Raw genomic sequence first — 20,644 nt, 5'->3', positions numbered from 1 at the left:
TTTTTGTAGTCCGTAGGGGAATCGAACCCCTGTTACCAGGATGAAAACCTGGCGTCCTAACCCCTAGACGAACGGACCATTTTTATTTTTAAATGCGGATGCAAAAATACAACTATTTTTGAATGGCGCAAATCCTAAATTACTTTTTTCAAAAAAAATTAATACGCCCTTGCAAAAAGTACTTTTCTCTGGGAAGGATTTCCAGTAATCATGCACACTCCCGCTTCAATCTTATCATCCAAAGGAATACATCTGATTGTAGCTTTTGTTTCGTTTTTAATTTTCTCTTCGGTCTCAGCTGTCCCGTCCCAGTGGGCCAAAATAAAGCCGCCCTTGGTGTCCAAAACTTTCTTAAACTCTTCATAAGAAGAGACTTCCGTGGTGTTTTCAGTTCTATGGGAAACAGCTTTTCTGTAAAGGTTATCTTGAATTTCATCCATCAATGAAACTACCTTCTCAACCACATTTTCATTATTTATAAATTCTTTTTGCAGGGTGTCACGTCTCGCCAATTCCACGGTTCCTTTCTCAACATCTTTTGGACCAATAGCAATACGCACTGGAACGCCTTTCAATTCGTATTCATTAAATTTCCAGCCCGGCTTTTGTGTATCGCGATTATCATACTTCACTCTAATTCCCTTAGAACGTAATTCCTTCATTAAATCCTTAGCCACTTTATCTACGGCTTCAAATTCTTCGTCTTTCCTATAAATTGGAACAATTACCACTTGGTCTGGCGCCAAATTTGGAGGTAAAACCAAACCGTTATCATCACTGTGGGTCATAACCAAAGCGCCCATCAATCGCGTAGAAACACCCCAAGAAGTTGCCCAAACATAATCAAGCACCCCTTCTTTTGAAGTAAATTTAACATCAAAAGCCTTGGCGAAATTCTGCCCTAAAAAGTGGGAAGTTCCTGCCTGAAGTGCTTTGCCATCCTGCATTAAAGCCTCGATACAATAAGTTTCCAAAGCGCCAGCGAAACGTTCGCTTTCGGTTTTTGTTCCTTTTATAACTGGAATTGCCATATAATTTTCTGCAAAATCTGAATATACATTCATCATTTGCTCTGCTTCAGCTACCGCTTCATCTTTGGTGGCGTGAGCTGTGTGTCCTTCTTGCCATAAAAATTCCGCAGTGCGCAGAAACAAACGTGTGCGCATTTCCCAACGTACTACATTTGCCCATTGGTTTATCAAAAGTGGTAAATCGCGATATGACTGGATCCATTTTCGGTAAGTGTCCCAAATAATGGTTTCTGAAGTTGGGCGAACAATAAGCTCCTCTTCCAACTTAGCATCTGGATCTACAACAACACCACTTCCGTCTTCGGCATTTTTCAGTCTGTAATGCGTAACAACAGCACATTCCTTTGCAAAACCATCAACATGACTTGCTTCTTTACTAAAATAAGATTTTGGAATAAAAAGAGGAAAATAAGCATTTTGATGCCCAGTTTCTTTGAACATTCTATCCAATTCAGCTTGCATGCGTTCCCAAATTGCATATCCGTAGGGCTTAATAACCATACAGCCACGAACCCCAGAGTTTTCTGCAAGATCCGCTTTGATTACCAGTTCATTATACCATTTGGAGTAATCTTCCGCTCTCGTTGTTAAATTCTTTGCCATAGCCCTGTTTTTGGCACAAATGTTGTGTCTATGTTAAATGATTAGTTATTGTCCGCAAAACTACTTATTTTTATGATGTCCAACAATAAAATTACCATAGATATGTTCACTCAAAATTTTAATATAAAACGTTTAATCCCAGTAGCATTTGCAGGGGCTTTCATACTTATGCTCGCCTCTTGTGGAGCACATAATAACGGTTATAATCAAAATGATGGCATTTACACATCTGGTAATAACACAAATGCTGAAGAAGGAAATAGCACAGAAAATGATGCTTATGAAAAGTCAAATTATTATAAACAATATTTTCAATCAAAATCTGATGCGTACTCTGATCTTCCTGAGGAAGGTGCTATATTCACTGATATTGATGCCTATTCTACTACCGAAAGTTTAGATGAGGATGGAAATATAATTATTGAAGAAAATTACAGTGAAGAAGGCTATGGTCCGTGGGGAAGCAACGCTGAAGATGTTACTGTAAATATTTATAACTATGGCGGTTACGGATACGGTTTTTACCACAGACCATATTGGTATGGTGGGTATTGGAGCGGTTGGGGCTATCCATATTATAATTATTACACACCCTATTGGGGCATAAGTTATGGTTGGGGTTATCCTTACTATGGATACGGTTACGGATACGGTTATGGATATGGTTACCCATATTATAGCTATGGATATAATTACAATCCTTATTACAATGGCATATCCTATAATAGAGGAAGACGCAACACAGATTATAATAGAGCTGAAGCTCGTGGAAGATCAAACGTTTCAACACGAAACTCATCATATAGTCGATCAGAAACAGCTCGCCGTATAAATAGAAACAATGTTCGCGCAAATACAACGCGCTCTACCCGAAGTGGCACCGTTCGAAACAATAATATTCGTTCTACTCGTTCCAATTCAAACCAAGTTATAAGAAACACTCGTTCCAACACAACAAGAAGCGGTAGTTATTCACAACCCACAAGAAACAATAACACTACTAGAAGCACACCAAGCAATAATTATTCTTCACCTACCCGAAGCAGTAGTTCTGGATCTATAAGAAGTTCAGGAAGTAGCGGCCGTTCAAGCAGCGGAAGCACTAGAAGTAGTGGCGGAGGACGTGGAGGAAGAGGGTAAATAATTTTACCAATACTTTAAAAGTAATTAAATGTAATGCCCATATACCATTTCTGAATAAATCGAAATGATACTTTGGGCATTTTTATTATACCAATTTATAAAAAAATAGATGAAAAAAATATCATTAATACTTATAACTCTCGTTTCAGCGGTAGTTGTAACCGCTCAAAACACTACAGATGGCTTGCGCTATAGTACCGAACAAAATATTGGGACTGCTCGTTTCACAGCACTCAGTGGAGCCATGGGTGCTTTGGGTGGAGATTTCTCTGCAATAAGTGTCAATCCAGCGGGAGGAGCTGTTTTCCTAAATTCAAACTTATTACTTTCTACTTCTTTATTTGATGTAGAAAATAAAGCAAAATATTTTAATAGTACTGAAAAAGCTTTTTCAGACAACATTACTCTAAATCAGTTGGGAGGCATTTTCGTGATAAATAATTCAAACGAAGAATCTGCTTTCAAAAAATTCACTATTGGAGTAAATTATGACACTACCAAAAGTTTTGATAATGAACTATACATTTCAGGAACTGGAAATAACTCCATCGGAAGTTTCTTTTTGGAACAAGCCCAAGGCATACCTTTAAGCTTTTTGCAGTTGCAATCTGGCGAATCAATTTCAGACTTATATCAATATCTAGGTGGTTCTGAAGGAAGCATCGCCCAAAATGCATTTTTAGGTTATCAAGGGTTTATTTTTGATCCTGTTGACCCCAACAATCCTTCAAACACAGCATATGTTTCAAACATTGCCAGTGGAAGCTTTAATCAGGAGTATGCCTATCTTTCACAAGGATATAACAGTAAATTTTCAATAAACTTTGCTACGCAGATTACCGATAAATATTTCTTAGGAATTAATATAAACACTCATACAATAAATTTCGACCAAAGTTCATTTCTATTGGAGAATAACAGCAACCCCGGGTCTATTGTGAACAGAATAGGCTTTGAAAACAACCTCTCTGTGAATGGTGCTGGAATTTCTGCTCAAATTGGAGCTATTGCGAAAATCGCAAATAATTTTCGCCTTGGACTTAGCTTAGACTCTCCAACTTGGTACCAAATTTCTGAAGAAACAAGCCAATATCTCGAAAGCCGTCGTTTTTTTGATGGGCAAACCATAAATGAATATATAGATCCAAACATAATAAATGTTTACGAAGATTACACCCTTCGCACACCCGCAAAAGTTACCGCCAGCGCAGCCTATATTTTTGGGCAAAGTGGATTGATTAGTTTTGACTATTCCTATAAAGACTATTCCTCCATAGAATTTAGCCAAATAAATGACTCCTATAACAATTCATTCAATGATTTAAACAATACAATTGATAATACCCTAAAAGGCACTTCAATATTTAAAGCTGGTGCTGAATATAGAATTTATCAATTAAGCCTAAGAGGTGGTTTTCACTATGAAGAAAGTCCATATCAAAACTCTGAAATAGTTGGAGATCTTACAGGCTTCTCTTTAGGTGCAGGCTATAATTTTGGACGTTACACTTTTGATCTTGCCTATTCCAGATCTGAACAAGAACGCAACCAACAACTATATTCAGTAGGTTTGACGGATGTTGCCAACATTAATACTATATACAGCAATTTCATCCTATCCCTTGGCTTTAATTTTTAATCAGTCCTTTTATTCTTCTGAAATAATAAGTATTAATTAATCTTTATTAAAATTAAAATACAATCTCTTTAATTTAATTAATATCAAACAAATTATCAAAACTAAAAAGCCCCGCACACAATGCGGGGCTTTGGTTTTATTATTATTTCTCTATTTATCGTTTTAGGGTAAAATGTCCTTTAAATTCTTTTGCGTTCCCGTCCTCGGTGTACTCCACGCGGAACCAGTAGTCGCTCGAGGGCAGCGGGCTGCCGTTATAGGTACCGTTCCATCCCGGGCCCAGCGGGCTCAGCTGCTTGAGCAGCTTGCCGAAGCGGTCAAAGATATAGATTTTCGCCGTAGGGTCGCCCGAGGCGATGCCGATGATGTTCCAGGTGTCGTGGTAGCCGTCATTGTTGGGCGTAAAGTACGGCGGGTAGTCGATCACCCCGACATCGAAGGTCACGCTGCCGCAGCCGTAGATGTCCCTGATGGTGACGGTATGGTTGCCCGGGGCCACGTTCTCAAAGATGTTGCTGTCCTGGAACGGGCCGTTGTCCAACTGGTACTGGTAGGTACCGTTGCCGGTGGCAATGACCTCAATGATATGGTTGCCCGCAAAGGCACCGTTGATCAGGTTCGCCTCATACGTGAACGGCGGCGACGATACGGTCACCGTGGCGCTAACACTGTTCGAACAGGCCGAGGAAAGCTCGGTATAGGTCACCGTATAGACCCCGCCCTGCAGCGCAATGATCGAGGGCCCGGTCTCCCCAACGAGGATCACCCCGTCCAGTTCCCACTGGAAGGTGTACAGCGCCGGGTCAAGCCCCGTGTCGATGGTCGGCGGCGAGGCGCCCCCCTCCTCCGAAGGGATCGGGTTGCCGTTCTCGTCCACGCACAGGCGGTAGTCGCCGTCAAGAAGGATGTCCTCCAATTGCTCGACCTTCAGTACCAGGTCCACCACCGCGTAGCACTGGGGCTCGTACAGGTTGTCCGTATTGGTAACCCGAACGTAGATGCGCTGCGGGTTGATGATGTTCGTGTACGGGAAGGCCATCGGGTTCGTCCCGGCCTCGGCCTCTTCAAGGGTCACGTGGAAGGTGATGCCATAGACCAGCGGATCCTGCCCGGCCAGTATCTCGGCACGGAGGTCGGATACCTGCTGGTTGGTAACATCGTCCAGGTCGAACTCGGCAAAGCCATCGCTCGGCGGCGTGTTGTCGCAGATGATAAATGGTGCTGCCGGTGTAACCGCAATGGCACCTTTCTGCACGATCAATTCAAAGCTTTGGACACCTCCGATTGCACAACGCGTTTCCGTATTCAATATGCTCGTGTATATAGTTTGTGGGTTTATCGCATTGTTGTTGGCATCTTTATTTTGGTATGTTGTGGAGTTTATAATAGGATTTACTCCAATTTCAGCATCAAGCGCAGTTAAATAAAACGTCACTTCAAACTGGGGCTGGGGCTGGCCGCCAAGGATCTCGTCCACTTTCGTCTCCAGGTTGAACACCCCTATCTCGCTGTCGTTCGGAGCGCACACGATATAAGGTGATATCACCGCGGTGTCGTCCGGCAATGGGTTCACGATCAGTTCCAGCTCCACGATCTCAAAACACAGGGAGTTTGGATTGGTGGTGCGCACATAGATTATCTGCGGGTTGCTGGTGTTCTGGTATGCCCTTGCTCCTGTTATTTCATTGGTCTCATTAACGGCATCGTCATAACTTTCAAAGTAGCCAATCGTCCAGCTGTTTCCATTAAGAATCTCTCTCTCACGGATTGTAAGATTAAAAATCTCTGTTTCGTCATAAGGGCCAGGGGGTATTATTATATTCACATCACATTTCATAATAGGTTCAGGTTCCACTGGCTTTGGATTGGGAACAACCTTCAAGGTCAGGGTAGTAAATTGCACACACGAATACTGGTAATTACCTTCTTCTATACGTACATACAAAACTTGTGGATTTATAGGATTGCCGTTGACGTCCTGGTTAATGTATGCAGTCTCGGGATCAATACGGTTCTCGTCATTTTGGGCATCCTGCTCGGTGAGGAAGTAGGAAACACCCAGAGTTAAATCTCCAAAAGTTATTTCACTATTCTTCTGTGTGAGATCAAAAGTGGTAATACCATCATTTTCATCCCCAAGATCATCACACAGTACCAAGGGGGTTGGAACCCTAAATGGCTTAGCACGTTTTACCCAGATATTAAAACTACCTACGGCGAAACACTCAGTAAGATTATCATCTACTCGAACCCAAATAGTTTGGTAATTGACAACAGTGTTGGTAAATGCCTCAGGCTGTGCAATAAAGTTTGTTCCTGCAATAGCATCCGCTTCGGTCAGGTAATATGTAATCGTAACATCTGTTTGCGGCGGATTTCCTAATATCAACTCTTCTTGTACTGTTAAATCAAACACTGCAAAGCCTCCGTAGCCCTCAACACATTCAATAAGAGTGGGCAAGTCCTGTGGAACCACGGGCGATGGGTTCACGATAAGCTCCAGGGTCACAATAGTATAACAGCCCGTGCCCGCAGGTGGGGCGCTGTATGCCGCACGCACGTAGATGGTCTGGTTGAAGGCAAAGATGTTCTCATAAGGGCTGGCCAGCGGGAAGTTGCCCGTGGTGGCGTCAAATAGGCTCTCGTGGTAGGTAATCAGAAGGGTCGGGTCACCGCCGCGGATCTCCGCGGTCTTGCTCTCCAGATCAAAGAACGTAAAGCCGTCGCTGTCCACATCGCAGGCTACCAACGGGGTCGGCGCTACGGGTGTCGGGTTCGGGCTTACGGTGATAAGGAAGCTCAGCAGCGCCCTACAGGTGTTCTGGCCCACTACGGCAACGAATATTTCCTGCTGGGGGACCACAACGTTCTGGTAGGCACCGGGGCTTACGATACGGATGTCGTTGTCCCGGTCGTCCTGGCTGGCGTAGTAATAGACCGCCAGGGTCGGGTCGCCGCCGGTAAGGACCGGGGTGTTCACCGTCAAATCGAAGGTGGAGATGCCATCGTCATTGGTGCTGCCGTTGAGCTCGTCATCACAGAGCACTAGGTCGTCCGCCAGTCCCGTTCCGGGGTATTGGCCCACCTCGATCTCAAAGGAGGATACCCTCGCACAGCCCGTATCCAGACTTTCCAAACGTACCCAGATGGTCTGCCCACCGCTCTGGAAGGCATCCGCTGGATTGATGGCGTTGATGCCTGCTTCGGCATCGGCCTGGTCTTCGTAATAGGTTATCGGCGCAAAATTTACAGGGTCCTGTACGCCATAGACCGCCGCATCCTGTACCGTGAGATCAAAGATCGCCTGGCCATCGCCGTCATCGTCGCAGGCTGTCAACGGATCCTGCAGGGTGGCGTCGGGCGCATCTGGCAACGGGACCACGATGAGCTCCAGCTCCACTATGGTGTAGCACGGAAGGAGCTCCGGCGGCACGTTGTTCGTTACCCTCGCGAACACGATCTGGCTGTAGGGCACCGTGTTGGTGTAAGGGCTCGTCAGTTCTGTTCCGGGAACGGCATCGATCGCTTCCTGCTCGGTCCCGTAATATAATATGGTCACATTGGTCTCGCCGTCCAGTATCTCTGCATCGCGGTCCGTAAGCACAAAGCCGTCCCTGATTCCGTCATCGTCATCGTCGCACTGTACGAGGGGCTCGGGGTCCATCTTCGGGCTCGGGTTGGGAAGTACCGTAAGCGTGAGCGTGGTCCTGTTGGAACATCCAAACTCAGAGGTCACCCGCGCTATCACCGTCTGTGGCGTGGCTATGTTCTGGTACATCGTAGGGTCCACGATGGGGTTGTCCGCTGCCTCATCGGCAGGGGTGGCGTACCATTGTACCGTTAGGTTGGGGTCGCCCCCGGTCACCAGGATGTTCTGGGTGGTAAGGTCAAAGGTCGAGATCTCATCGTCCGGGGCACTGCCCTGCAGCTCGTCATCGCAGAGGGCCATCTCCAGCGGGCCGTTGTTGGCCGGGACCGGATCCACGATAAGGGTAAGGGTAACTATGTCATAACAGCCCTCCGCCCCATTGGGGTTCGGCGGGATGCTACTGGCTGCGTTGCCCACTACCAGGATATAGATGTCCTGCGGGTTGGCCGTGTTGGTATAGGCGCCAGGGTTGCCGATGGCCGCCGAATAGTCCGGCGCGATCAGGGCAAGGTCCCCGGCCAACTGTGCGTCGGCAAGGTTCTCATAATAATAAAGGTCGAAGCCTGCCGGGTCGAGCGCGCCAAGTACCTCTGCCGCTACTTCCGTCAGGTCAAAGAGCGTAAAGCCATCGGCCACGGCATCGTCGCACTTGCGCAAGGGCTCCGGCTCGGTGGCAACCGGCGAGGTGTGGACCTCCAGGGCAAATGATATGGTCCTGTGGCAGCTGTTCACGGTGGTCTCCACACGTGCCCATACACCCCCGGTACCATAGGCGGGATCCGCCGGATCGGTGACCGGGAGGTCAAGGTATATCTGGTCGTTCTCGTAAGGGACCGTGATCGGGAGCACATTGTTCTCGGCATCCAAAAGGGTCTTGTGGTAGCTTACCGTAAGGTTGGGGTCGCTGGCGGTGATCAAAGCGTCCTGCGTGGCAAGATCGAAAAGGGCAAACCCGTCGTTGTCGGAGTCGCAGGCGATCATACTGCCCGGCGAAAAGGCGGCGGGCGTGGGCTCCACCGTAATGAAAAAGGTATTGGTGGCCCTGCAGCCGTTCTGGCTATAGGCGGTCACGAAGATCTGCTGCTGGGGGCTGATGATGTTCTGGTAGGCCGAGGGATCGGGGATCGGGTTGTTGTTGGCCTGGTCCACGGCCGTGGCGTAATAGAAAACGTCAAGGCCGGGGTCGCCCAAGGTGATCAGGGGCGTGTTCACGGTAAGGTCAAAGGTGGAAAGGCCGTCGTCCGCGGTACTGCCGTTCACAAGGTCGTCGCAGAGGGTCAGGTCGTTCCCCAGCCCAATGGTGGGGAAAAGCTCGACCTCGAGCGCAAAGGGGGTCACCCGCGCACAGCCCGTGATCAGGCTCTCCAGGCGCACCCAAATGATCTGCGGCGCACCGGCGCTTATGTACGTGGACGGGTTGGGGATCTCCGTCCCGGGGATCCCGGCATCGGCATCGGCCTCCAGCTCGTAATAGGTAATGGGCAAAAAGTTTACGGGCAACTGGTCCCCGAGCACGCCATCATCCTGAAGGGTCAGGTCAAAGATGGCCGTGCCGCTTCCGCTCTCGTCGCACCCGATAAAGGGGTCTGCGAACGGTGGGCTCTGGGGCTTCTCCGGAAGGGCTATCACGATCAGCTGCAGCTCCACAATGGTGAAACAGCCAACGGTGGCCGGAGGAACGGTCTTTTGCACCCGTGCATATACCGTCTGGCTAAAGGGGACCGTGTTGGTATAGGGCATAATGATCTCCGTACCGGGAACGCCCGCCATGGCAACGTTGATATCCTCATAGTAAAGCACCGAGACATCGGCCTCGCCATCGATGATGTCGGCATCGGCCAAGGTAAGGTCCCAACCGCCGACAAGTCCATCGTCATCGTCATCGCAGAGCTCCAGGGGGTCCGGGGCGGTGTTCGGGCTGGGGTTCGGAAGTACGGTCAGCGTCAGGGTGACCAATGTTTTGCAGCCGCGGCCAGAGAGGACCCTGCCTATGACCGTCTGCGGGGTATTGGTGTTCTGGAACGTGGTCGGGTTGGGGATCGGAAGGTCAGCGGCCTCATCGGCATAGCTCAGGAACCACTCCACCATGATGGTGGGGTCGCCGTTGGTCACCAACGGGTCCTGGCTGGTAAGGTCGAAGGTGGAGATCTCATCGTCCAGGGTACTGCCCTGCAGCTCGTCATCGCACAGCTGCATCTCGAAGGGACCGAGGTCATCCGGGCGCGGGTCCACGATCAACGTCAGGGTAACGATATCATAACAGCCCTCGGCACTGTTGGGGTTCGGGGGGATGGTACCCCCGGCATTGCTCACGATCAATATATAGATGTCCTGTGGGTTGGTACTGTTCAAAAAGTTGGTGGGGTCCGGGATGGCCTGCGAGAAATCGGGCGCGCTGATGGCCAGGTCGCCAGCCGTCACGGCATCGTTGAAGTCCTCGTAATAGTACAGGTCAAAGCCCAGGGGGTCCAGGGTGCCGAGCACCTCGGGCGCCACCACGGTAAGGTCGAAGAAGGTCAGCCCATCGGCAACGGCGTCGTCGCACATGCGCAGCGGTTCCGCCGGGGCGGTGCCCACCGGGGAAAAGCGCACTTCCAGGGCAAAGGGAACTACCACCGTACAGCTACTGGTGGTACTGCCCACGCGGGCCCAAACGCCCCCGGTGCCATAGTCCGGGTCCGCCGGATCGGTAATGGGCACGTCCAAATAGCGCTGGTCGTTGATGTAGGGGTTGGGCAAGGGCAGCGCATTGTTCTGCGCGTCCACAAGGGTCCCGTGGTAGCTCACCGTAAGGGTGGGGTCGCCCAAGGTGATCACCGGTGTCTGGAGCGTAAGGTCGAACGGCATGAACCCGTCGTTGTTGTCGTCGCACAGCACCAGGTTCGGGGGGGTGCCGTTGATCGTCGGAAGCGAGTCGATGATAAGGTCCACGTGCTGGGTGGTGTCAACGCACGTATTGTCGTTGCGGTTCTCCAGACGGATGTAGACGGTCTCCCCGGGGGCGGCCACGAAATAGGGGTTCGGCAGCGGGTTGGCGTCCGCGTCCGCATCGGCCTGGCTGCCGTGGTAGGTGATGTTGTAGCGCGAGGAGGGCTCACCGTCAAGAACGAAAGGGTTGAACTCCGCCGCAAGGTCCACGAACTCACCGCCGTCACCGTCCGCATCGCAATAGCTCGCGTTCACCGGCACCAGGCCAGCGATCGCACGGCTGAAGTAGATCTTGAAGTCCGTAAGGTCAAAACAGCTGCCCGTGTTGTCCTCGATACGCGCATAGATCGTCTGGGGCGAAGGAGGCACGATGATGTGAACGCCCCCAAGGATCTCGTTCGTGTCGTCAAAACTGTCCTGGTAGCTCTGGTAGTACTTGATCGTGAAAAGAGCAGGGTCCTGCCCTCCAAGGATGTTAGCGTCGTTGTCGGTCAGGTTGAAGACGCCAGCTGTGGTGCCGTAATCGCACTGGTACAAATTGACAGGCGCGTTCGCAACGGGCTGGGGCGCAAGAACAAGGTTAAATTGAGTGGTTGCAAAACAACTTGGAACAGTATTATTTTCAACTCGTGCAAAAATAAATTGAGATCCAGTAACTACATGTGGCTGGGACAATGGGTTAATACCAGCAATTGCATCTGCAGGGTTAGCATGATAAGTTACTGTATATTGCAAGGGATCTTGTCCATTAAGAATAACGGTATCAAAAGTGGTATTTAAATTAATAGATTCTTGTCCGGGGACACCCACATCACATAAGTTATATGGACTTGCGGGAGCTGTTGCAGTAGCGGCTGCAAAGCTAATTTCAAAAAAATCTATCGCGTAACAAGTTCCGCTCGGCTCTTCAATACGGACCCAAATTGTTTCAGAAGTACCAACAATAGGATATGCATTTGGAGGAACTATTGGGTTTGCGTTGTTTTCCGCGTCTAACTGAGAATGGTGATATGTAATAATAAAAGCAGGATCTTGCCCACCAAGAACATCATCATCATTTTCCGTCAAATCAAAAATTCCGGGATTGGTACCATCATCACAAATCTCAATATTTTGTGGACGACTTGCAATTACAGGCTGAGGGTAGAAAACTACATCAAAGTATTCTGAATCAGTAACACCAGCTGGCAAAAATATATCTGCTTTGTAATATCCAGTTGCAGTAACAGATAAAGTAGGAGATGTTTCAGCTGGAAAAAACGGTAAAAAAGTGCCTGATCCTATAGGATTTTCATAAAACCATTCATACCCTAGAGCATTTGGATTTGTAGCATCTAGAACCACTGTATCTCCATCACAGGCTGATGTTTGTACAATTGAGCAATCAAAAGCATCTGGATCGCCAAAAGTTAAGTTAAAAATATCTGGAGTATTTGAAAATCTATCAACTACAATTATTACCTCATCGCCCGGAACCAGACTTATAAACTGAACCTGTCCATCCCCAATGGCAGTTTCACAAAAATCCGTTGCTATAAGGTTCAAACCCGTATCGTATTCACCTACTGCCGGAGCATCATAACTAGCTCTATCTGCAACGCCAAGATTATTACAATCTGCGTTGACCCATACTGCAAAATCATAATCCACATCTCCAGTTGGTTCTATTTGAAATGTAAAGTTTGTGGCCTGAATAATAGCCAATCTGAACCAAATAGTTCTCGTTCCCGATAAAATTTGACAACCAGTGTCTATAGTTACAGGAGAAGGATCTATGGCATTGTTCTGCAGACCATCTTGACTGTCACAAATAGGAATCAAGATATCACATACCTGAGCTTGTACAGCTTTAAAAGAGATTAAAGAAAGTGCTAGTAAGAGTATTAATTTTTTCATTGAGGGGGATATTAATGCTATAGAGGAGTTTTAGTTTTTTAGATTTTACTAAATGGAATTATTTTTACTTCCATATCGTCAATTATAAACCGTATTTCATACAATCCGTTTTCTAAAAAAGAAAAATCAGTTTTTAATATTTGAGAGCCTGTGTTTTTACTTATTTCTTTTGTAATAACATCATCATTGCCCGACGATATTATATATTTTACGGTTTTTGCCTCAGGAAATTCAAAGCTCAAAATTGAGCTAGAAACAACCTGAGATGGCTCCATGGAAATTGCTGTTTCATAATCTGAAACAGTATTTTGTTGTCCATATATTAAAGAAACAAAAAGAAAGGCGATTAAAAAGGGGGTCTTTTTCATGTAGTTCAAATAATTTTTTTGCGAAAATTAAGAAAATTTTATGAAAATAGAAGGTTTAAAGTCTTAAAAATAAGAAGTTCGAGTTTTCAGTACCAAAATGCTATTACGTATCTTTGCAGGCCTAAAGGAAAAGATATTTTAATAGATGGATTTAGAAAAACACCTAAAAGAGATAGAAGCAATGGGTAATGATCACATCGGCAGTTCCACAGAAACGCCTATGCGCCCTGATGCTTTTGAGTTGAGCGATATTGAAAAAATTGCAAGCATCAAAAAAGATGTTCAAAATATTATGCACACCTTGGGCCTCGATCTTACTGATGATAGTTTGAAAGGCACACCTACCCGTGTTGCAAAAATGTTTGTACAAGAAATTTTCGGTGGGCTTCATCCTGACAGAAGACCAAAGGCCTCCACTTTTGAGAATAAATACAAATACCAGGAAATGCTGGTAGAGAAAAACATTACCCTCTACTCTACTTGTGAGCACCATTTGCTTCCCATTGTTGGGAAAGCACATATTGCCTACATTTCCAACGGTTCTGTGGTTGGGCTTTCAAAAATGAATCGAATTGTTGATTATTATGCAAAACGCCCACAGGTACAGGAAAGGTTGACGATGCAAATCGTGAAAGAACTGCAACAGGTTTTAAATACTGAAGACGTTGCCTGTGTAATTGACGCCAAACACCTCTGCGTAAATTCCCGAGGAATTCGTGATATTGACAGTAGTACCGTAACAAGCGAGTTTGGTGGCGCATTTAAAAATTCGGAAACCCGCCGTGAATTTTTAGATTATATAAAACTGGATACTGAGTTTTAATCGAAAAATCCAAATTTCAAATACCAAATTCCAAAAATTGAAACAACAAGACCTTTATATATACAATTCACTTTCAAAAAGTAAAGAAAAATTCACTCCAATTCACGAAGGCGCAGTGGGAATGTACGTTTGCGGGCCTACGGTTTACAGCAATGTGCATTTAGGAAATTGCCGGACCTTTCTTTCTTTTGATTTGGTTTTTCGCTATTTGAAACATTTGGGCTACAAAGTTCGGTACGTTCGTAATATTACCGACGCAGGCCATTTGGAAAACGACGGCGAAAGCGGCGACGATCCAATTCTGAAAAAAGCCAGAATCGAGCAATTGGAACCTATGGAAGTGGTGCAAAAATACACTGTGGATTTTCACACTACAATGGCAAAGTTCAATGCATTGCCACCAAGTATTGAACCCACTGCTACCGGACATATTTACGAACAAATCCACATTGTCGAAAAAATAATTGAAGAGGGTTTTGCCTATGAAAAAAACGGCTCTGTTTATTTTGACGTCCTCAAATTCAACGAAACCAACAATTACGGAAAATTGAGCGGAAGGAAACTAGAAGATATGATCGCCAACACCCGTGAACTTTCCGCACAAACCGATAAGAAAAACCCACAGGATTTTGCACTTTGGAAAAAAGCCGAACCGCAACACATTATGCGCTGGCCATCGCCGTGGAGCGAAGGTTTCCCCGGTTGGCATTTGGAATGTACTGCAATGAGTACAAAATATTTAGGGAATAATTTCGACATTCACGGCGGTGGAATGGATCTTAAATTTCCACATCACGAATGCGAGATTGCACAAGCCGAAGCTTGCAACCACACTTCACCCGTAAATTATTGGATGCATGCAAATATGCTTACGTTGAATGGCAAAAAAATGTCAAAATCCACCGGAAATTTTATTCTCCCGAATGAAATGTTTTCTGGTGAAAACGATATTTTGAGCAAGCCGTTCTCTCCTACTGTTACTAAATTCTTTATGTACCAAGCGCATTACAGAAGTATTTTGGATTTCAGCAATGATGCTTTGGAAGCTTCCGAAAAAGGATTTAATCGGTTGATGGATGCACAAAGAATATTAAAAGATATTGTTGCTTCGGAAAAAAGCAGCTTAGATATTGAAAGCTGGCGAAAAGCATGTTATGATGCCATGAATGATGATTTCAACAGTCCAATTTTAATAGCGCATCTTTTTGAAGCAGTTAAATTCGTAAATTCCTTAAAGGAAGAAAAAGAAACCATTTCCGCAAACGATTTGGAATTGCTAAAGCAAACGATGAATGATTTTCTTTTTGATGTTTTAGGGCTGGAAGACAACGTTTCAGAAAACTCACAGGACGGCGAAAAACTTTCAGCCGCGGTTGAACTTCTTATTCAATTGAGAAACCAAGCCCGCGCCAATAAAGATTTCGCGATGAGCGATAAAATTCGAGATGAACTTTCAGCAAAAGGAATTCAACTGAAAGATGGGAAAGACGGAACTACTTTTTCATTAAATTAATTTTTACGTGAAAAACATACTTACATATCCTTTTGTTTTATTGATAAAAGGGTATCAAAATTTTATTTCACCATTATTGCCTTCAAGCTGTCGTTACACGCCTACTTGTTCGCATTATGCAGTTGAAGCACTACAAACCCACGGCTTACTGAAAGGTAGTTGGCTTGCCGCAAAACGAATAGCCAGTTGCAACCCATGGGGAGGTTCTGGTTACGATCCAGTTCCCCCGAAAAACAAATAAAAATATGTTTGAAAATACTTTTTGGCTTTTAGTATCTTTACGCTGCTCAATAAAAACTCCGTTATGCACTATTTAAGTTTTACCTGGAACCCTTCTGAAGGGATTGACCTTGGTTTTTTTATGATTCGTTATTACAGCTTGATGTTTGTTGTAGCATTTACGCTGGGCTGGATACTCACTAAAAAGATTTATGAAAGAGAAGGCCAACCGCAGGAAAAACTGGACAGTCTTTTTATCTATATGGTTGTAGCTGTTTTAGCTGGAGCACGTTTGGGGCATGTTATTTTTTATCAGCCCGAGCTTTTTGTGGAAGATCCGCTTTCAGTGTTTCTGCCAATACAAACTGTTCCAGAATTTGAATTTACGGGATTTCAAGGTTTAGCAAGTCATGGCGCTGCAATTGCCATCCTTATTGCAATGTATTACTACACTAAAAACGTTATCAAAAAGCCATTTTTATGGATCATGGATCGTATTGTTATTGCAGTAGCTGCTGGGGGAATTTTCGTGAGAATTGGGAATTTTATGAATTCTGAAATTATTGGAAAGCCTTCCGGAGATTTTCCTTTGGGGGTTCGTTTTGTGCACGAAGGCATCCGCAAACAGGATGCCGTGAACGCCACAGGAATTAAAGATTCCGGCAAAGCGTATGACGCCATAGTGCACAATCCGCAGTTTTCTGAATTGTTGAACTCTGTTCCTTTTCGGCATCCGGCACAACTTTATGAAGCTGCTGGCTATGTAATTGTATTCTTGGTCTGCTGGTATTTATACTGGAAAACGGAACGCAGAAAACAGATTGGTTACATTTTCGGAGTGTTTTTAATTCTTCTTTTTACAGTTCGTTTTTTGGTGGAATATGTAAAAGAAAGCCAAGGTGGATTTGAGTCTGCGCTAGGTTTGCTTTCTACCGGGCAATGGCTTAGCATTCCTTTTATCATTGCAGGAGTCTATATTATGTGGAAAGCTTCAAAAAAAAGCCCCCTAACCTCTGAAGAGGGAATTTAAGGTTTCTTCTATTTTATTCTTTTAGATATGAAAAAAATATTTATTTCCGCTGCAATCGTGGCTTCACTCTTTTCCTTTTATAATTGTAAGGACAGCAAAAATTCAGAAAGCAAAAGTCTTACAAAGGAAATTTCCTTTACTAAAGAGGGCGAGCTTACTTTATTGAAAGCCGAAAATGATTCTATCATCGCAAAACTCGATATTGAAATAGCTGATGATGAATACTCAACCCAAACGGGCTTGATGTATCGTCACTCTATGGCTAAAAATCAAGGAATGTTATTTGTATTCAAAGATTCGCGACAGCGTTCTTTTTATATGAAAAACACCGAAATTCCACTCGATATAATTTATATAAATTCTGAAATGGAAATAGTGAGTTTTCAAAAAAACGCCAAGTCTTTTGATGAGACATCCCTTCCTTCCGAGGCTGCTTCACAATATGTATTGGAAATAAATGCCGGACTTTCTGATGAATGGAAGCTTGAAAAAGGTGATAAAATTAAGTTTACAAAAAATTAATTACAGCTTTTAGCTCTTAAAGTTTTTACAATAGAGACATTTCAAAAACAAAAAGCCCTTTCCGTTTGGAAAGGGCTTTTTAATTTATATTAAGAAAAACTTATGCATCCAATACCGGAGTGCCTTCTTCTTCTTTTTTATCAATTAAATCCTCGATTTTTTTGCGCTTTACGGTATCATACATAATAGGCGTCGCGATGAACAACGATGAATACGTACCAACCACAATACCTACAATAATTGCGAACAACAAACCACGGATGGATTCTGCACCAAGGAAGAACATACACAACAACACGATAAGAGTTGTGAATGAGGTGTTCAAAGTTCTACTCAATGTGCTATTCAAGGCCACATCAATAATTCGGCTCATTTTCCAGCTCGGGTGTTCACCGAAGTATTCACGAATACGGTCAAACACAATTACCGTATCATTCAGCGAGTAACCAATCACGGTAAGAATCGCCGCGATAAAAGCTTGATCAATCTCCATACTGAAAGGCATGAATCTATAGGTTAAAGAGAAAACCCCAAGTACAATCAAAACGTCGTGGAATACCGCCAAAACGGCTCCCAAACTAAATTGCCATCTTCTAAAGCGCAAAAGAATGTAAAGGAAAACTACAACCAAAGAACCAAATACGGCCCAAAATGAGTCTTTCTTAATATCATCCGCAATAGTAGGGCTCACCTTATAGTACTCCATTCTTCCGATGGTTTTTCCTTCTCTGTCTCCAACGAAGTCTTCATAGGTCATTCCTGCAGGCATATCCTTTTTAACGGTTTCAAAAAGCATGTGCTCTATTTCTTCATCTACTTCGGTACCGGTTTCGTCAACCTTATATTTGGTTGTGATCTTCAATTGGTTGTCTCCACCATAGGTTTTTGCCTCGGCACTTCCGAAAGTTTGAATAAGATTGTTCTGAATTTCCTGTGAATTTACATCTTTTTCAAAACGAACGGTATAGGTACGTCCACCTACAAAATCAACACCTTGGTTAAGTCCAATTGTGAACAATGAAGTAATACTTATCAAAAGCATAATTCCAGAAATTACATAAGCAATCTTACGTTTTCTCAAGAATTGAATATTTACATTTTTGAAAAGATTTTTTGTTAAAGATGTTGAACAAGGCAATGCTTTCCCATTTTTGGTGTAGCTGTCTATAAACAATCTTGTGATGAAAATAGCCGTAAACAATGAAGTAGCAATACCAATTAATAAGGTAGTTGCAAAACCTTGTATTGGCCCAGTTCCGAATACCAATAGAATTAAACCAGTTAGACCAGTAGTAATGTTGGCATCAAGGATTGAGGACAACGCGTTGTTGAAACCATCCTTAATGGCATCTTTTTGCGCCTTACCTTTTGCAAGTTCTTCTTTAATCCTTTCAAAGATAAGTACGTTTGCATCTACCGACATACCTACGGTCAATACGATACCAGCAATACCAGGCAATGTAAGTACTGCTCCAAGACCCGCTAATATTCCGAAGATAAACAGGATGTTTACTATCAAAGCAACATCAGCAAAAATACCTGCTTTGCCATAATAACCAATCATCCATAAAAGCACAATAAAAAGTGCAATAGCGAAAGACATTACTCCACTATCAATTGCCTCGTGACCCAATGTTGGCCCTACAACTTCTCCTTGAATAATCTCTGCTGAAGCAGGCAGTTTACCCGCGCGCAATACGTTAGCTAAATCCTGACCTTGCGGCACTGTAAAGTTTCCAGAAATCTGGCTACGACCTCCAGCAATAGGGCCTGAAGTTACACCTGGTGCAGAGTAAACAATATCATCAAGAACAATAGCAATCTGGCTCTGGTTTTGGTATGCATCACCGGTCATTTGTTCCCAAACTTTGGCACCTTGCCCATTCATTTGCATAGAAACCACTACACGACTTAAATTGTCATATTCCTGTCTTGCATCAACAACCACACTTCCTCCAAGTGGCGGAAGATTGTCTCTATTTCCTTTCAAGGCGTAAAGCGCGGTGGTTTCCTCTCCATTCAATTGTGCATTGGCTTCTGGTAAACCCCAAACAAATTTTGCATAACGCAATTCAGTAGGCAATAAGGATTTTATTTGTGGGTTACGCAAATAACCATTTACAACCGAAGTATCCTTTAATCTAAAAGTAGCAATCACAGGACCACCTTGGCTTCCCAATGAAACCATTTTAGACAGTATTGGGTTTGCTTTGTTATCATCAACAAGTGAATCTTTCACATCCTGTCCGCCCAAAAGTTTACTTACGTCGTCCTCTTCAGTTTTGGTTGAATCAGTAACAGCTTTTGTAGTGTCAGCAGTTTTTGCTGTTTCCGTTTCAGAAGCTGTTTTTGCCATTGCAATTTCACCAGCTTTGGCATCAGCAGTTTGAAGGAAACCTGCAATTTCATCAAATTTATATACATCCCAGAATTCAAGCTGAGCTGTACTTTGAAGCAGTTTCTTTACCCTGTCAACATCTTTAGCCCCTGGAAGTTCTACAAGAATTCTTGCAGATTTCCCCAAACGCTGAATATTTGGTTGGGTTACGCCAAACTTATCTATACGCTTGCGAAGTACCTCAAAAGCTGAAGTAATAGACTCGTCAATTTTCTTTTCAATAATTGGTTTTACCTGAGCGTTGGTCATTCCAACATCAATTACATCTTCTAAGTTCTTATTGAAGAAAATATCTGGTGAAGCAAGTTCGTTTTCACCCGGAAGCGCCTCAAAAGCCTTAAAGAAAGACTCAATGTACGTATCTTGGCTATTCTTCTGAAGTTCCGTGGCATTCTCCAAAGCTTGATTAAATGCAGGGTCTTTAGTATTGTTTGCCAATCCTTTCAAGATGTCTTTTACTGAAACCTCAAGAATAACGTTAATACCACCTTTAAGGTCAAGACCTTTGTTCAATTCCTTTTCCTTGGCGGTGTTATAGTCTATTCCCAAGAAAACTGACTGGGTTCCTATAGAATCAAGGTAACGGGCTTCTGCATTGTCCCGCTCATGGGGTTCATTTTCAGAAAATTTGCTGTTGGCAAACTCCTTAGCACTGTCTTCAACTTTGTTTGCAACATAGGTGAAGGAGAGCTGATAAATACTTACCAATCCAAAAAGGATGGCAAATACAGTAATTAGTCCTTTGTTTTGCATGATATATTTTTTTTTGGTCAGATTTTTTTTACCCCGATTCCGAGGCTTCGGAACGGGAGCGCAAATATATGATTTGCTGTTATATCTGACAATTATCGTGGTTATTTAAAATTAATCTTTAACGCTTCG

Annotated in this window: 11 protein-coding genes and 1 tRNA gene; 7 read left to right on the top strand and 5 right to left on the bottom strand. The window is 44.3% G+C overall.

Features of this window, described 5'->3' with window-relative positions; all coding sequences use genetic code 11:
• Positions 1–6: 6 nt before the first annotated feature.
• Together Q2U82_RS08360 and proS are read right to left on the bottom strand one after the other, a co-directional pair.
• Positions 7–78: transfer RNA gene (locus tag Q2U82_RS08360), tRNA-Glu, on the bottom strand.
• An 80-nt stretch (positions 79–158) separates the two neighbouring features.
• On the bottom strand, positions 159–1,634 hold the full coding sequence (proS, locus tag Q2U82_RS08355) for a proline--tRNA ligase (RefSeq protein ID WP_410004424.1): 1,476 nt from the start codon (positions 1,632–1,634) through the stop codon (positions 159–161).
• A 72-nt stretch (positions 1,635–1,706) separates the two neighbouring features.
• On the opposite strand from proS, the gene Q2U82_RS08350 reads away from it, so the two are divergent.
• Both Q2U82_RS08350 and Q2U82_RS08345 read left to right on the top strand, forming a co-directional pair.
• Positions 1,707–2,774, top strand: a complete 1,068-nt coding sequence (locus Q2U82_RS08350) for a hypothetical protein (protein WP_410004423.1) — start codon at positions 1,707–1,709, stop codon at positions 2,772–2,774.
• 112 nt (positions 2,775–2,886) lie between these two features.
• Positions 2,887–4,416, top strand: a complete 1,530-nt coding sequence (locus Q2U82_RS08345; protein ID WP_410004422.1) for an OmpP1/FadL family transporter — start codon at positions 2,887–2,889, stop codon at positions 4,414–4,416.
• A 154-nt stretch (positions 4,417–4,570) separates the two neighbouring features.
• Here Q2U82_RS08345 and Q2U82_RS08340 read toward each other — a convergent pair whose 3' ends face one another.
• On the bottom strand, positions 4,571–12,889 hold the full coding sequence (locus tag Q2U82_RS08340; protein ID WP_410004420.1) for a T9SS type B sorting domain-containing protein: 8,319 nt from the start codon (positions 12,887–12,889) through the stop codon (positions 4,571–4,573).
• 38 nt (positions 12,890–12,927) lie between these two features.
• Entirely contained in the window at positions 12,928–13,257 is a 330-nt protein-coding gene (locus tag Q2U82_RS08335) for a hypothetical protein (protein WP_410004419.1), read from the bottom strand.
• 145 nt (positions 13,258–13,402) lie between these two features.
• Here Q2U82_RS08335 and folE point away from each other — a divergent pair, with 145 nt between their 5' ends.
• From folE to Q2U82_RS08310, 5 genes are all read left to right on the top strand, one after another.
• A complete protein-coding gene (gene folE / locus Q2U82_RS08330) occupies positions 13,403–14,080 on the top strand; it encodes a GTP cyclohydrolase I FolE (RefSeq protein WP_410004418.1) in 678 nt (225 codons plus the stop codon).
• Positions 14,081–14,117: 37 nt separating this feature from the next.
• On the top strand, positions 14,118–15,593 hold the full coding sequence (gene cysS / locus Q2U82_RS08325; RefSeq protein WP_410004417.1) for a cysteine--tRNA ligase: 1,476 nt from the start codon (positions 14,118–14,120) through the stop codon (positions 15,591–15,593).
• 7 nt (positions 15,594–15,600) lie between these two features.
• On the top strand, positions 15,601–15,834 hold the full coding sequence (yidD, locus tag Q2U82_RS08320; protein WP_410004416.1) for a membrane protein insertion efficiency factor YidD: 234 nt from the start codon (positions 15,601–15,603) through the stop codon (positions 15,832–15,834).
• A 63-nt stretch (positions 15,835–15,897) separates the two neighbouring features.
• Positions 15,898–16,842 (top strand): prolipoprotein diacylglyceryl transferase, encoded by a 945-nt coding sequence (lgt, locus tag Q2U82_RS08315; RefSeq protein WP_410004415.1) that lies wholly within the window; start codon positions 15,898–15,900, stop codon positions 16,840–16,842.
• A gap of 27 nt (positions 16,843–16,869) precedes the next feature.
• A complete protein-coding gene (locus tag Q2U82_RS08310; protein ID WP_410004414.1) occupies positions 16,870–17,364 on the top strand; it encodes a DUF192 domain-containing protein in 495 nt (164 codons plus the stop codon).
• A 100-nt stretch (positions 17,365–17,464) separates the two neighbouring features.
• Here Q2U82_RS08310 and secDF read toward each other — a convergent pair whose 3' ends face one another.
• Positions 17,465–20,515 carry a protein translocase subunit SecDF gene (gene secDF / locus Q2U82_RS08305; RefSeq protein ID WP_410004413.1) on the bottom strand — a complete coding sequence of 1,017 codons (3,051 nt, stop codon included), beginning with the start codon at positions 20,513–20,515 and terminating at the stop codon, positions 17,465–17,467.
• Positions 20,516–20,644: the final 129 nt, after the last annotated feature.

Origin of the sequence: Aequorivita nionensis, assembly GCF_046352995.1 — a bacterium.
GTDB classification, from domain to species: Bacteria; Bacteroidota; Bacteroidia; order Flavobacteriales; family Flavobacteriaceae; genus Aequorivita; species Aequorivita nionensis.
This window is presented reverse-complemented; position numbering and strand designations above follow the sequence as displayed.